Annotated in this window: 12 protein-coding genes; 8 read left to right on the top strand and 4 right to left on the bottom strand. The window is 72.5% G+C overall.

Annotation, left to right across the window (positions count from 1 at the left end):
- Window positions 1–98: 98 nt before the first annotated feature.
- On the bottom strand, window positions 99–1,547 hold the full coding sequence (locus ACFRIC_RS32900; protein WP_382793443.1) for an NAD(P)H-quinone dehydrogenase: 1,449 nt from the start codon (window positions 1,545–1,547) through the stop codon (window positions 99–101).
- Between the two features lie 107 nt (window positions 1,548–1,654).
- On the opposite strand from ACFRIC_RS32900, the gene ACFRIC_RS32895 reads away from it, so the two are divergent.
- The 4 genes from ACFRIC_RS32895 (at window position 1,655) to ACFRIC_RS32880 (ending at window position 6,666) form a co-directional block, all read left to right on the top strand.
- A complete protein-coding gene (locus ACFRIC_RS32895) occupies window positions 1,655–2,092 on the top strand; it encodes a gamma-glutamylcyclotransferase (protein WP_382793441.1) in 438 nt (145 codons plus the stop codon).
- Window positions 2,093–2,458: 366 nt separating this feature from the next.
- Window positions 2,459–3,283, top strand: a complete 825-nt coding sequence (locus ACFRIC_RS32890; RefSeq protein WP_361691395.1) for a purine-nucleoside phosphorylase — start codon at window positions 2,459–2,461, stop codon at window positions 3,281–3,283.
- An 85-nt stretch (window positions 3,284–3,368) separates the two neighbouring features.
- A complete protein-coding gene (locus tag ACFRIC_RS32885) occupies window positions 3,369–5,000 on the top strand; it encodes a phospho-sugar mutase (RefSeq protein ID WP_382793437.1) in 1,632 nt (543 codons plus the stop codon).
- A gap of 445 nt (window positions 5,001–5,445) precedes the next feature.
- Complete coding sequence (locus tag ACFRIC_RS32880) at window positions 5,446–6,666, top strand: hypothetical protein (RefSeq protein ID WP_382793434.1); 1,221 nt, start codon at window positions 5,446–5,448, stop codon at window positions 6,664–6,666.
- Between the two features lie 26 nt (window positions 6,667–6,692).
- On the opposite strand, the gene ACFRIC_RS32875 is transcribed toward ACFRIC_RS32880, so the two are convergent.
- Together ACFRIC_RS32875 and ACFRIC_RS32870 are read right to left on the bottom strand one after the other, a co-directional pair.
- Window positions 6,693–7,355, bottom strand: coding sequence for a PH domain-containing protein (locus tag ACFRIC_RS32875; protein ID WP_382793431.1), 663 nt, complete (start codon window positions 7,353–7,355; stop codon window positions 6,693–6,695).
- A 52-nt stretch (window positions 7,356–7,407) separates the two neighbouring features.
- Window positions 7,408–7,845, bottom strand: a complete 438-nt coding sequence (locus ACFRIC_RS32870; protein WP_382793428.1) for a helix-turn-helix domain-containing protein — start codon at window positions 7,843–7,845, stop codon at window positions 7,408–7,410.
- A gap of 73 nt (window positions 7,846–7,918) precedes the next feature.
- Here ACFRIC_RS32870 and ACFRIC_RS32865 point away from each other — a divergent pair, with 73 nt between their 5' ends.
- From ACFRIC_RS32865 to ACFRIC_RS32850, 4 genes are all read left to right on the top strand, one after another.
- The gene (locus ACFRIC_RS32865; RefSeq protein WP_382793426.1) at window positions 7,919–8,878 is read left to right on the top strand and encodes a class I SAM-dependent methyltransferase; all 960 of its coding nucleotides are present in this window, start codon (window positions 7,919–7,921) and stop codon (window positions 8,876–8,878) included.
- 555 nt (window positions 8,879–9,433) lie between these two features.
- Window positions 9,434–10,387, top strand: a complete 954-nt coding sequence (gene deoC, locus ACFRIC_RS32860; protein ID WP_382793536.1) for a deoxyribose-phosphate aldolase — start codon at window positions 9,434–9,436, stop codon at window positions 10,385–10,387.
- 6 nt (window positions 10,388–10,393) lie between these two features.
- Complete coding sequence (locus ACFRIC_RS32855) at window positions 10,394–11,851, top strand: aldehyde dehydrogenase family protein (RefSeq protein WP_382793423.1); 1,458 nt, start codon at window positions 10,394–10,396, stop codon at window positions 11,849–11,851.
- Window positions 11,852–12,757, top strand: a complete 906-nt coding sequence (locus ACFRIC_RS32850) for an aldehyde dehydrogenase family protein (RefSeq protein WP_382793420.1) — start codon at window positions 11,852–11,854, stop codon at window positions 12,755–12,757.
- Window positions 12,758–12,907: 150 nt separating this feature from the next.
- Here ACFRIC_RS32850 and ACFRIC_RS32845 read toward each other — a convergent pair whose 3' ends face one another.
- Entirely contained in the window at window positions 12,908–13,315 is a 408-nt protein-coding gene (locus tag ACFRIC_RS32845; RefSeq protein ID WP_382793417.1) for a hypothetical protein, read from the bottom strand.
- Between the last annotated feature and the right edge of the window lie 168 nt (window positions 13,316–13,483).

Raw genomic sequence — 13,483 nt, 5'->3', positions numbered from 1 at the left:
TGGCGGGGTGCTCAGTGGTATACGTGCCCACTCTCACCGGCCTCGCGCTGCGGAGCGTGACCAACTCCCCGTGACCAGCGGGGAGTCGGCAGGAGGCCTCAGCCCTCGCCCGTGGTCTTCCGGGTGTGGAGCTGCCGCGCCACCTCGGCGATCGAGCCGGACAGCGACGGGTACACGGTGAACGCGTTCGCGATCTGTTCGACCGTCAGATTGTTGTCGACCGCGATCGAGATCGGGTGGATGAGCTCCGAGGCACGCGGGGAGACGACCACACCGCCGACCACGATGCCGGTGCCGGGGCGGCAGAAGATCTTGACGAAGCCGTCGCGGATGCCCTGCATCTTGGCGCGCGGGTTGCGCAGCAGCGGCAGCTTCACGACCCGGGCGTCGATCTTGCCCGCGTCGACGTCCGCCTGGGTGTAGCCGACGGTGGCGATCTCCGGGTCGGTGAAGACATTCGAGGAGACCGTCTTCAGGTTCAGCGGGGCCACCGCGTCGCCGAGGAAGTGGTACATCGCGATCCGGCCCTGCATGGCGGCGACGGACGCGAGGGCGAAGACGCCGGTCACGTCACCGGCCGCGTACACGCCCGGGGCGGTGGTGCGCGAGACCTTGTCGGTCCAGATGTGCCCGGAGTCGCGGACCTTGACGCCGGCCTCCTCCAGGCCCATCCCGCTGCTGTTCGGGATGGCACCCACGGCCATCAGGCAGTGCGTGCCGCTGATGACCCGGCCGTCGGCGAGCGTGACCTCGACCCGGTCGCCGACGCGCTTGGCGGACTCGGCGCGGGAACGGGCCATGACGTTCATGCCGCGGCGGCGGAAGACGTCCTCGAGGACTGCGGCGGCGTCCGGGTCCTCGCCCGGCAGCACGCGGTCGCGGCTGGAGACGAGGGTGACGCGGGAGCCGAGCGCCTGGTAGGCACCGGCGAACTCGGCACCGGTGACACCGGAGCCGACCACGATGAGCTCCTCGGGCAGCTCGTCGAGGTCGTAGACCTGGGTCCAGTTCAGGATGCGCTCGCCGTCGGGCTGCGCGTCGGGCAGCTCGCGCGGGTGTCCGCCGGTGGCGATGAGCACGGCGTCGGCGGTGAGGGTCTCCTCGGTGCCGTCCGCGGCGCTCACGACGACCTTGCGGGAGCCGTCCAGGGCCTGCATGCCCTCCAGCCGTCCGCGGCCGCGCAGGACACGGGCGCCGGCCCGGGTCACGGAGGCGGTGATGTCGTGGGACTGGGCGAGCGCCAGCCGCTTCACACGGCGGTTGACCTTGCCGAGGTCGACGCCGACCACCTTGGCCGCCTGCTCCATGGGTGGGGTGTCGTCCGCGACGATGATCCCCAGCTCCTCGTAGGAGGAGTCGAAGGTCGTCATCACCTCGGCCGTGGCGATCAGAGTCTTCGACGGCACGCAGTCGGTGAGCACCGACGCCCCGCCCAGACCGTCGCAGTCGACGACGGTCACCTCCGCGCCGAGCTGCGCGGCGACCAGCGCCGCTTCATATCCGCCGGGTCCGCCACCGATGATCACGATCCGAGTCACGTACTCCATTGTCCCGCACGCTTCAAGGTGCTTCCGCCCAGGGGCCCCGAGTCCGGCGCATCCGAGCCACTTTGTTACGTGAGAGGCCCGCGTGCCGCTGACGTACCCTCGACCCCATGTCGCTCTACGCCGCGTACGCCGGCAATCTCGATCCGCGGCTCATGACGCGCCGCGCCCCGCATTCGCCGCTGCGCGCGACGGGCTGGCTGAACGGCTGGCGGCTGACCTTCGGCGGCGAGCACATGGGCTGGGAGGGGGCCCTCGCGACCATCGTCGAGGCGCCGCGGTCCCAGGTCTTCGTGGCGCTGTACGACCTCGCCCCGCCGGACGAGGACTCCATGGACCGCTGGGAGGGCGTCGGCCTCGACGTCTACCGCCGGATGCGTGTACGTGTGCACACACTGGAGGGTGAGGAGAGCGCGTGGGTCTACGTACTGAACGGGTACGAGGGGGGACTGCCCTCGGCGCGTTATCTCGGCGAGATCGCGGACGCCGCCGAGTCCGCCGGGGCTCCTCACGACTACGTCATGGAGCTGCGCAAGCGGCCCTGCTGACGTCTGTCCTACCGGCGTGCTCCGCCGCTCCGCGGCGCTTTTCCCACCCGCCCGCCCGTCTCGGCCCGACGCCAAGGTGCCCTCGTCACCCCGCCGCTCCGCGGCGCTTTTCCCACCCGCCCGCCCGTCTCGGCCGGTCACGAGGGTGCCGTCGCCTCTCCGCCGCTCCGCGGCGTGTCTCCCACCCGCCCGCCCGCCTCGGCCCGACGCCCAGGCGCCCTCGTCACCCCGCCGCTCCGCGGCGTCTCGGGGCGGTGCGAGGTGGTCTCGGTCTCGGTCGTTTGTCGGAAACGACAAGACAACGATCGCAAGACCGTGAGCACTGTCATCTACGCGCGTAGGCCCGAACCGGCTACGCTCTTGCGCGTGAACGCATCTCTTCTTCCGGACGACATCCAGGGCGACCCCCACGCCGCCGCCGACGCCGCCGCCACGCGCCTGCGTGAGCTGACGGGCGCCGAGACTCACGACGTCGCCCTCGTGATGGGCTCCGGCTGGGCTCCCGCGGTGGACGCCCTCGGCACCCCCGAGGCCGAGTTCCCCGTCACCGAGCTGCCCGGTTTCCCGCCGCCGGCGGTCGAGGGCCACGGCGGCAAGATCCGCTCGTACCGGATCGGCGACAAGCGCGCCCTGGTCTTCCTCGGCCGCACCCACTTCTACGAGGGCCGCGGGGTCGCCGCCGTCGCGCACGGCGTCCGTACCGCCGTCGCCGCCGGCTGCAAGACCATCGTGCTCACCAACGGCTGCGGCGGCCTGCGCGAGGGCATGCGCCCCGGCCAGCCCGTGCTGATCAGCGACCACATCAACCTGACGGCCACCTCGCCGATCGTCGGCGCGAACTTCGTGGACCTCACCGACCTGTACTCGCCGCGGCTGCGCGCGCTGTGCAAGGAGGTGGACCCCTCCCTGGAGGAGGGCGTCTACGCGCAGTTCCCCGGCCCGCACTACGAGACCCCCGCCGAGATCCGGATGGCCCGTGTCATCGGCGCCGACCTCGTGGGCATGTCGACGACCCTCGAGGCCATCGCCGCGCGCGAGGCGGGCGCCGAGGTGCTCGGCATCTCCCTCGTCACCAACCTCGCCGCCGGCATGACGGGCGAGCCCCTCAACCACGAGGAAGTCCTCCAGGCCGGCCGCGACTCGGCCGCGCGCATGGGGGAACTTCTGACCCAGGTGCTGGATCGTCTGTAGGCGACAGGGTCACGCGCCCCCGGCGCCGGGGGCGGAACGACCCGGGCACACGGAAGCCGTACGACCGAAGAGAGGTGCACCCCAGGTGCAGGACGACATCGTCGCGCGGGCCGAGGCGTGGCTGGCCGAGGACCCCGACGCGGAGACCCGTGACGAACTCGCCAAGCTCGTCGCGGCGGCGGACGTCACCGAGCTGACCGCCCGCTTCAGCGGAACGCTCCAGTTCGGCACCGCGGGCCTGCGCGGTGAGCTCGGCGCGGGGCCGATGCGGATGAACCGCAGCGTGGTCATCAGGGCCGCGGCCGGACTCGCCGCGTATCTCAAGGCCAAGGGACAGACCGGCGGCCTCGTGGTGATCGGCTACGACGCCCGCCACAAGTCCGAGGACTTCGCCCGGGACACGGCGGCCGTGATGACGGGCGCGGGCCTGCGCGCCGCCGTCCTGCCCCGGCCGCTGCCCACCCCCGTCCTCGCCTACGCCATACGGCATCTCGGCGCGGTCGCGGGCGTGGAGGTCACCGCCAGCCACAACCCGCCCCGGGACAACGGCTACAAGGTCTACCTCGGCGACGGCTCGCAGATCGTCCCGCCGGCCGACGCGGAGATCGCCGCCGAGATCGACGCGGTCCGCGCGCTCGCGGACGTGCCGCGCCCCGAGTCCGGCTGGGAGATCCTCGACGAGAGCGTCCTGGAGGCCTACCTGGCCCGTACGGACGCCGTCCTCGCCGAGGGCTCGCCGCGTACCGCCCGCACCGTCTACACGGCCATGCACGGCGTCGGCAAGGACGTGCTGCTCGCGGCCTTCGCGCGGGCCGGGTTCCCCGAGCCGGTGCTCGTCGCCGAGCAGGCCGAGCCCGACCCGGACTTCCCGACCGTGGCCTTCCCCAACCCGGAGGAGCCCGGCGCGATGGACCTCGCCTTCGCGGCGGCCCGCGCGGCGGAACCCGACCTGATCATCGCCAACGACCCGGACGCCGACCGGTGCGCCGTGGCCGTGAAGGCCGGAGCCGACTGGCGCATGCTGCGCGGCGACGAGGTCGGCGCGCTGCTCGCCGAGCACCTGGTACGACGCGGCGCGCGCGGCGTGTTCGCCGAGTCGATCGTCTCCTCCTCGCTGCTCGGCCGGATCGCCGAGGGCGCGGGCCTGCCGTACGAGGAGACGCTCACCGGCTTCAAGTGGATCGCCCGCGTCGAGGGGCTGCGCTTCGGGTACGAGGAGGCGCTCGGCTACTGCGTCGACCCCGACGGCGTACGCGACAAGGACGGCATCACCGCGGCCCTGCTCGTCACCGAGCTGGCCTCGGAGCTCAAGGAGCAGGGCCGGACCCTGCTGGATCTCCTCGACGACATCGCCGTCGCGTACGGGCTGCACGCCACCGACCAGCTCTCGGTGCGGGTGGAGGACCTCTCGGTCATCGCGAACGCCATGCGCCGGCTGCGCGAGCAGCCGCCCACAGAGCTCGCGGGCCTCGCCATCACCAGCGCCGAGGACCTGACCCGGGGGACGGACAAGCTGCCGCCCACGGACGGCCTGCGCTACACGCTGGACGGCGCCCGGGTCATCGTCCGGCCGAGCGGCACCGAGCCCAAGCTGAAGTGCTACCTGGAGGTCGTGGTGCCCGTCGGCGGCCACGCCGAGCTCCCGGCGGCCCACGCGAGGGCGGCCGAGCTGCTGACGGCGATCAAGCGAGACCTGTCGGCCGCGGCAGGCATCTGAGTTCATTTCCCGGGGGCACCCCGGTGAGCATCCCGGGCGGGGGCGCGGCGTGTCCGTCGCCTCCGCCCGGGGGCCGTGCGGGGTTCCGGTGCGGGGAGCTGTGTGGGGCTTCCCGGTGCGCGTTTCCCGTGCGGGGAGCAGTGCGGGGCTTCCGGTGCGGGTTTCGCATGCGGGGAGCTGCGCGGGGCTTCCGGTGCGGGATTCCCGTGCGGGGAGCTGTGTGGGGCTTCCGGTGCGGGATTCCCGTGCGGGGAGCTGTGTGGGGCTTCCGGTGCGGGATTCCCGTGCGGGGAGCTGTGTGGGGCTTCCGGTGAGGTTCTGACACGCTCGTCCGCCCTTCTTACGGGTGATTTCCGCAGGGCAGTTGACGCAGCGCTCCCGTGCGCCACCGGACGACCGAGGAACGGTTACCGGCAGCGCACCTTCGAGTCCCAGGAGCCGCCGCGTGCCCTCGACCGATTCCCGGCGGACGTCCGCCCCGCCCCGAACGGCGCCCGGCGGGACCGTCCCCGGCGTCCCGGCCGCCCGGCACGCGCCCGGCGCCGCCGGCCGCCTCGCCCTGGTCCGCGCCGGTCTGCGGCACGCGGCCCCCGCCCTGACCGCCTACGCGGCCGTCCGTCTCACCGGACTGCTCACCCTCGCGCTCTGGGCGCACCGCAGGCATCACGGCGTCTGGCCGATCCTGGCGGCCCAGTGGGACGCGGACTGGTACCTCGGCATCGCCGACCACGGTTACGCACGCCACCTGGGCACCGCGTTCGACGCGAACAACCTGGCGTTCTTCCCGCTCTATCCGGTCCTGGTCAAGGCCGTCGCGGCCGTGACCCCCGGTTCGCGCGCCTCGACCGGGCTCGCGATCGCGGTCCTGGGCTCCTTCGCCGCCGCGTGGGGCGTCCACGCGGTCGGCAGCCGTCTCCACGGCCGCCGCGTGGGGGTGCTGCTGACCGTGCTGTGGGCGGCCCTGCCGGTGGGGCTCGTCCAGTGGATGGGCTACACGGAGTCGCTGTTCACCGCCTTCGCCGCGTGGGCGCTCTACGCGGTCCTCAGCGGCCGGCTGCTGTGGGCCGCCTCGCTGGCGGCGCTCGCGGGGCTGACCCGGCCCACCGGTGTCGCGGTGGCCGCCGCCGTGGCCGTGGCCGCGCTGCTGTCGCTGCGCCGCGGCTTCTCGCTCCGGGCGCTCGGCGCGGTCGTCCTGGCCCCGGCCGGCTGGCTCGCGTACGTCGGCTGGGTGGGGCACAGGCTGGGCCGCTGGGACGGCTACTTCGCCGTGCAGCGGCTGTGGCACAACGAGTGGGACGGCGGCGCGGAGACCGCGCGCCGGCTGCGGGAGGTCCTCGCGCGGAACTCCTCGCCGGAGCTGTTCCTGGTGATGGTGACGGTGACCCTGCTGGCGGCCGTGGCGCTGTACGCGCTGTCGGTGGGCGACCGCCAGCCGCTCCCGCTCCTCGTCTACACCGGGATCCTGCTGCTGATCGTCCTCGGCAGCGGCGGTGTCTACTTCCCGCGGGCCCGCTTCCTGCTCCCCGGCTTCCCGCTGCTGCTGCCCCTGGCCCTGTACCTGGCCCGCGCCTCACGCCGCCTCAGGACGGGGTTCCTCACGGCCGCGGTCCTCGGTTCGGCGTACTGCGGCGCGTACATGGTCCTGGTGTGGCCGAGCGCGCCCTGAGGGTCCGGCGGTCGTACCGGCGGACGTCAGCCCATCAGGAGCAGGATGACCAGGACCACGAGGCCGGCCAGCGCGGGGCCCATCACCTCGTACGCCCAGCGCACCGTGACCTCACCCTGCGCGCCCTCCGCGGCCGCCCGGTGCTCCGCCAGCTCGCGCAGATCGTCCATGATCCGGTCGGTCTCGGGGCGGACCGGCGTGTCGGTGGCGGCGGACCGGCCGAAGGCGGACGCGCGGGCCGGCGAGCCCCCGCGGCCGGGCGCGCCCTGAGCCGTCTGCCGGGCCGCCTTCTTGCGGGCCCGCAGCGACACCGGCACCGCCCAGAGCTGGTACTTCGTGCCCGAGGTGTCGATCACCTCGTTCGAGTAGTGCGACCGCAGCGAGGCGACCTTGCTCCAGGGGAGCACGATCACGCGCAGCGGGTTGCGGACGCGCAGGCGGTCCTCGTTGGCGTAGACGGCGGGGCGCAGGGTGAACGCGGTCACGACGGGGACGATCAGGATCAGTCCGGCGAGCGCCAGCCAAGGGGTGCGGCCGTGGCCGGAGACCAGCGCGTCGAAGCCGAGCCAGCCCACGATGAGGAGCAGGAGGACGCCGCCCGCGATACCGGCGGGGGACCGGTAGATCCGGTCCCTGGCCTCGGGTCGCGAGGCGTCCGGAAGGGGTGACTGGTGGTCGGGGGTCGTCATGGTCCCGATTGTGCCCGACGTGCGCCGCGTGCTTGAGCTCGGTCGGGTCTCGCTATGGTCGCGAAGGGCTCCGTGCCGCCCGTCTCCCCGGGACCACCGTGCCGGCCACGACCGCCCCGATGATCCGGCGGAAGGTCGGGCATTCCATGTGGCTGGGCGCGGGACAGGCGGCGGTGTGCCGCAGGGAGTCGCGCAGGACCTCCAGCTCGCGGATCGTCCGGTCCAGTTCGTCGGCCTTGTCGAGCAGGGTCCGGGGGTCGATGCGCGGGGGCCCTTCGGGCGTGAACATCCGGGCGATCTCGTCCAGCGAGAATCCGGCGGACCGGCCCATCGCGATCAGTGCCAGCCGTTCCAGGACTGCGGGGTCGTACTGGCGGCGCAGGCCGCGTCTGCCCGTCGGGGCGATGAGCCCCTTCTCCTCGTAGTACCGCAGGGTCGAAGCGGGTACTCCGGCGCGGCGTGCCACTTCGGCGATATCCAGATCCGGCATCGTCTTGACCTCAAGTCGGCTTGAAGTAGGACGGTGGCATCTCCAGGCCGTGAGGGCAACCACAGGAGGCGTGATGGGATCCGGTCGCGAGGCGGGTGACACGGTGGGGGACGCGGGCGGTGACGCCGTGGGTGACGAGCAGGCCGCTCGTTGGAACGGGCCGTCCGGGAATGCCTGGGTCGAGGCCCAGGACATGGTGGACGCGATGTTCGCGCCGCTGGAGAGGCTGCTCGTCGAGACGTTTCCGGCCGGGCAGGGGGGTCGGGTCCTCGACGTGGGCTGCGGTACGGGCGGCACGACGGTGGCGATCGCGCGGCGGCTCGGGGCCGGGGGGTCGTGTGTCGGGGTCGACATCTCGGAGCCGATGGTGGGGGCGGCTCGGGCTCGGGCGGAGCGGGTGGGTGCGGACCGGGCGGGTTCGGAGCGGGTCGGTTCGGAGCGGGTCGGTTCGGAGGCGGTGGGTGCGGGCGTCGGAGCCGTCTCGTTCGTCCGCGCCGACGCGCAGGATCACGTCTTCGAGCCGCCCGGGGAGTTCGACGCGGTCGTCTCCCGCTTCGGGGTCATGTTCTTCTCCGATCCGGTGCGGGCCTTCGCGAATCTGCGGCGGGCCGCGAAGGACGGTGCCGTGCTGAGGTTCGTCGTCTGGCGGGACGTCGCGGAGAACCCGTTCATGACGACGGCCGAGCGGGCGGCGGCGCCGCTCATGCCGGATCTGCCCGCGCGGGATCCCGATGCGCCGGGGCAGTTCGCGCTGGCGGACGCGGACAAGGTGCGGCGGCTGCTGGAGGGGGCCGGGTGGACCGGGGTCGGTCTCCGGGCCGTCGACGTGGAGTGCGTCATGCCCGAGAAGGAGCTGGTCCCGTACTTCAGCCGGTTCGGGCCGGTCGGGATCGCGCTGCGTGACGCGGACGAGACGACGAGGTCGCGGGTCGTCTCGGCGGTCCGGCCCGCGTTCGATCCGTACGTCCACGAGGGGGAGGTCCGCTTCACGGCGGCGTGCTGGCAGATCGACGCGCGGGCGGGACGGGGCTGACGTCGGCGGTGTCGCTCCGGTGGGCGGGACGGGGCTGACGTCGGCGGTGTCGCTCCGGTGGGCGGGCCGGGGCTGACGTCGGCGGTGTCGCTCCGGTGGGCGGGACGGGGCTGACGTCGGCGGTGTCGCTCCGGTGGGCGGGACGGGGCCGTGCCGGTGCATCAGCCCGTCGCCGTCGGGCGGAGATGTGGGCGTCGGTGGCGACGGCCATTGATGTACCGGCACGTCCCCTCACGCCGGATCCCGGCTGCGGGTGCGTGATCCAGACGGTTCCAGCAGGATTCAGCCCCGGCCGGCGAGATTTTCAGCCCCTCCGGCGTTTGAGGAGCGGGGTCTGGGGCGGAGCCCCAGGTATGGGACGGGTAGGGGCGGAGGGGGCGAAGAAACGCTGGTCGCGGGCCGGGGCGGGGAGCGTACCCGGGGGCATCCCGCCCGGAGGGCAGAGACGCCTCTCGGCCGGCGGGCAAGGCGGCACACCGCGCGGTGGAAAAAATCCGCCCGGGACCCCGGGGCTGTACAAGCCGCTACGCGCGTAGATATGCTCGTCTGGTGACCATGCCCACCTCTGCACCAGCACACGCCCTCGGCGACGTGACGGCGTCCGACAGCACGCTGCGCCGCTTCCTCCACGGGCTGCCCGGCGTCGACACGGTCGGCCTGGAGGCGCGCGCCGCCTCGCTCGGCACCCGTTCCATCAAGACCACCGCGAAGGCGTACGCCATCGACCTCGCCATCTCGATGGTCGACCTGACGACGCTGGAAGGCGCGGACACCCCGGGCAAGGTCCGGGCGCTCGGCGCCAAGGCGGTCCTCCCGGACCCGACCGACCGGACGACGCCCACCACGGCCGCGGTCTGCGTCTATCCCGACATGGTGGCCGTCGCGAAGGAGGCCGTCGCCGGCTCCGGGGTGAAGGTCGCCTCGGTCGCGACCGCGTTCCCGGCCGGCCGCGCCGCGCTCCCCGTGAAGCTGGCCGACGTGCGTGACGCCGTCGCCGCGGGCGCCGACGAGATCGACATGGTCATCGACCGCGGGGCGTTCCTCGCGGGCAGATACTTGAAGGTGTACGACGAGATCGTCGCCGTGAAGGAGGCCTCGGGCGCCGCCCGCCTGAAGGTCATCTTCGAGACCGGCGAACTGTCGACGTACGACAACATCCGGCGCGCGAGCTGGCTCGGCATGCTGGCCGGTGCCGACTTCATCAAGACGTCCACCGGCAAGGTGGCCGTGAACGCGACGCCCGCGAACACGCTGCTGATGCTGGAGGCCGTCCGCGACTTCCGCGCCCAGACCGGCGTGCAGGTCGGCGTGAAGCCGGCCGGCGGTATCCGCACCACGAAGGACGCCGTCAAGTTCCTGGTCCTGGTGAACGAGACCGCGGGCGAGGACTGGCTGGACAACCACTGGTTCCGCTTCGGCGCGTCCTCGCTCCTGAACGACCTGCTGATGCAGCGTCAGAAGCTGGCCACCGGCCGCTACTCCGGCCCCGACTACGTGACGGTGGACTGATCCATCATGGCTTCCGCATTCGAATACGCACCGGCGCCCGAGTCCCGCTCCGTCGTCGATATCGCCCCCTCCTACGGCCTGTTCATCGACGGTGAGTTCACCGAGGCCGCCGAGGGCAAGGTCTTCAAGACCGTCTCCCCCTCCACCGAGGAGGTCCTCTCCGAGATCGCCCAGGCGGGCGAGGCGGACGTCGACCGCGCGGTGAAGGCGGCCCGCAAGGCCTTCGTGAAGTGGTCCGCGCTGCCCGGCTCCGAGCGCGCCAAGTACCTGTTCCGCATCGCGCGGATCATCCAGGAGCGCAGCCGTGAGCTCGCCGTCCTGGAGACGCTGGACAATGGCAAGCCGATCAAGGAGACCCGCGACGCCGACCTCCCCCTGGTCGCCGCGCACTTCTTCTACTACGCGGGCTGGGCCGACAAGCTCGACCACGCCGGTTTCGGCGCGAACCCGCGTCCGCTGGGCGTCGCGGGCCAGGTCATCCCCTGGAACTTCCCGCTGCTGATGCTGGCGTGGAAGATCGCGCCGGCCCTCGCGACCGGCAACACGGTCGTCCTCAAGCCCGCGGAGACCACGCCCCTGACGGCGCTGTTCTTCGCGGACATCTGCCGCCAGGCCGGCCTGCCCAAGGGTGTCGTCAACATCCTTCCCGGGTACGGCGACGCGGGCGCGGCACTCGTCGAGCACCCGGACGTGGACAAGGTCGCCTTCACCGGCTCGACCGCCGTCGGCAAGGCGATCGCCCGCCAGATCGCGGGCACGCACAAGAAGGTCACGCTCGAACTGGGCGGCAAGGGCGCGAACATCGTCTTCGACGACGCCCCGATCGACCAGGCCGTCGAGGGCATCGTCAGCGGCATCTTCTTCAACCAGGGCCAGGTCTGCTGCGCGGGTTCCCGGCTGCTGGTCCAGGAGTCGATCCACGACGAGCTGCTCGACTCGCTCAAGCGCCGTCTGTCGACGCTGCGCCTCGGCGACCCGCTGGACAAGAACACGGACATCGGCGCGATCAACTCCGCCGAGCAGCTCTCCCGTATCACCACGCTCGTCGAGCAGGGTGAGGCGGAGGGCGCCGAGCGCTGGTCGCCGGCCTGTGAACTCCCGTCCTCCGGCTACTGGTTCGCCCCGACGCTGTTCACGAACGTCACCCAGGCGCACACCATCGCCCGCGACGAGATCTTCGGTCCGGTGCTGTCCGTCCTGACGTTCCGCACCCCGGACGAGGCGGTCGCCAAGGCCAACAACTCCGCGTACGGCCTCTCGGCGGGCATCTGGACCGAGAAGGGTTCCCGGATCCTCGCCGTGGCGAACAAGCTCCGCGCGGGCGTCGTCTGGTCCAACACGTTCAACAAGTTCGACCCGACCTCGCCGTTCGGCGGGTACAAGGAGTCGGGCTTCGGCCGCGAGGGCGGCCGGCACGGTCTGGAGGCGTACCTCGCCCCGTCTAGCCCGGAGGGCGAGCGATAAATGAGTGCAGCCGAGAAGTCCGAGCAGCAGCGCCTGAGCGTCTTCAAGACCTACAAGCTGTACGTGGGCGGCAAGTTCCCGCGTTCCGAGAGCGGCCGGGTGTACGAGGTGAGCGACTCCAAGGGCAAGTGGCTGGCGAACGCTCCGCAGTCGAGCCGGAAGGACGCCCGTGACGCGGTCGTCGCGGCGCGCAAGGCGTTCGGCGGCTGGTCCGGCGCGACGGCGTACAACCGCGGACAGGTCCTGTACCGCGTCGCCGAGATGCTGGAGGGCCGCAAGGAGCAGTTCGTCCGCGAGGTGGCCGACGCGGAGGGTCTGTCTAAGGCGAAGGCCGCGGCCGTCGTCGACGCGGCGATCGACCGCTGGGTCTGGTACGCGGGCTGGACCGACAAGATCGCCCAGGTCGTGGGCGGCGGCAACCCGGTCGCGGGCCCGTACTTCAACCTCTCCTCCCCCGAGCCGACGGGCGTGGTGACGGTCCTCGCGCCCCAGGAGTCGTCCTTCCTCGGGCTGGTGTCCGTGATCGCCCCGGTGATCGCCACCGGCAACACGGTCGTCGTGATCGCCAGCGAGAAGTCCCCGCTCCCGGCGCTGTCGCTGGGCGAGGTGCTGGCCACCTCCGACGTGCCCGGCGGTGTGGTGAACATCCTGTCCGGCCGGACCGCGGAGATCGCGGCCCCGCTGGCCTCGCACCAGGACGTCAACGCGATCGACCTGGCCGGCGCCGACGAGGTGCTGGCGAAGGAGCTGGAGATCGCGGCCGCGGACAACCTGAAGCGCGTCCTTCGTCCACAGCCTGTGGATTACGCGCGCACCCCCGGCACCGAGCGCCTGACGGCCTTCCTGGAGACGAAGACCGTCTGGCACCCGACGGGCTCCCTGGGCGCCTCGGGCTCGTCCTACTGAGTCCGGCCCGCCCCGCGGGCCGGCGCTGAGACGCCGGGGCCCCGATCCGTGTCCCCGGGGCCCCGCGACACGAGAGAGCCGCGCTTCCCCTCCGTCCAGGGGGAGCGCGGCTCTCTCATGCCCGGGGGCCGTCGGCCCGTGCGGGAGTGGTCAGTGGAGGAGTCCGGTCACCTGGCCGAGCACCGGGATGCCGCCGATCGACCGCGCCTGCGCCACCGGCCCGGTGAGCGCCTTGGAGGTCAGCGGCTTGAAGTCCGCGAGCTGGGTGCCCACGCCGTTGTCGAGCGGGTCGACGCCGGTGCCGGCCAGCGGGTTGGGCTTGAGGCCCTCGATCGGGCCCAGGACATAGCCCGTGGTCCCGTTCAGCGCCGCCAGTCCCGCCAGCGGGTCGAGGTTGCCGAGCGAGCCGGACCGGTGGTGCGGGGCGTCCACGGCGGGGGCCGCGGCCGCGAAGGCCGGGGTGACCGCGGCCGCGCCGGCGGCGGCCACGCCGGCCACCGCGGTGATCCGCGCCGTCGTACGGGCCAGGGTGTTCCGCTGGGCTGCGTGTCGCGCCATCAGGTGTTCCTCTTCGGCTAGCGGGGGTTCAGGGGTGACGGGTCGGAAGCTGAATGCGATTGATGCGATACGCAGAGTAGTTGACGGGATCGGGCGTCGGGCGGCCCGCGCGGCGGATTCGCTCCTGCGGGGCAACAGGCATATCAGCGCCACTCGTCACATCCGTCC

This window comes from Streptomyces sp. NPDC056738, assembly GCF_042790435.1.
Lineage (GTDB): Bacteria > Actinomycetota > Actinomycetes > Streptomycetales > Streptomycetaceae > Streptomyces.
The sequence above is the reverse complement of the archived record's forward strand: the minus strand, read 5'-3'. Positions and strand labels throughout refer to the sequence as shown.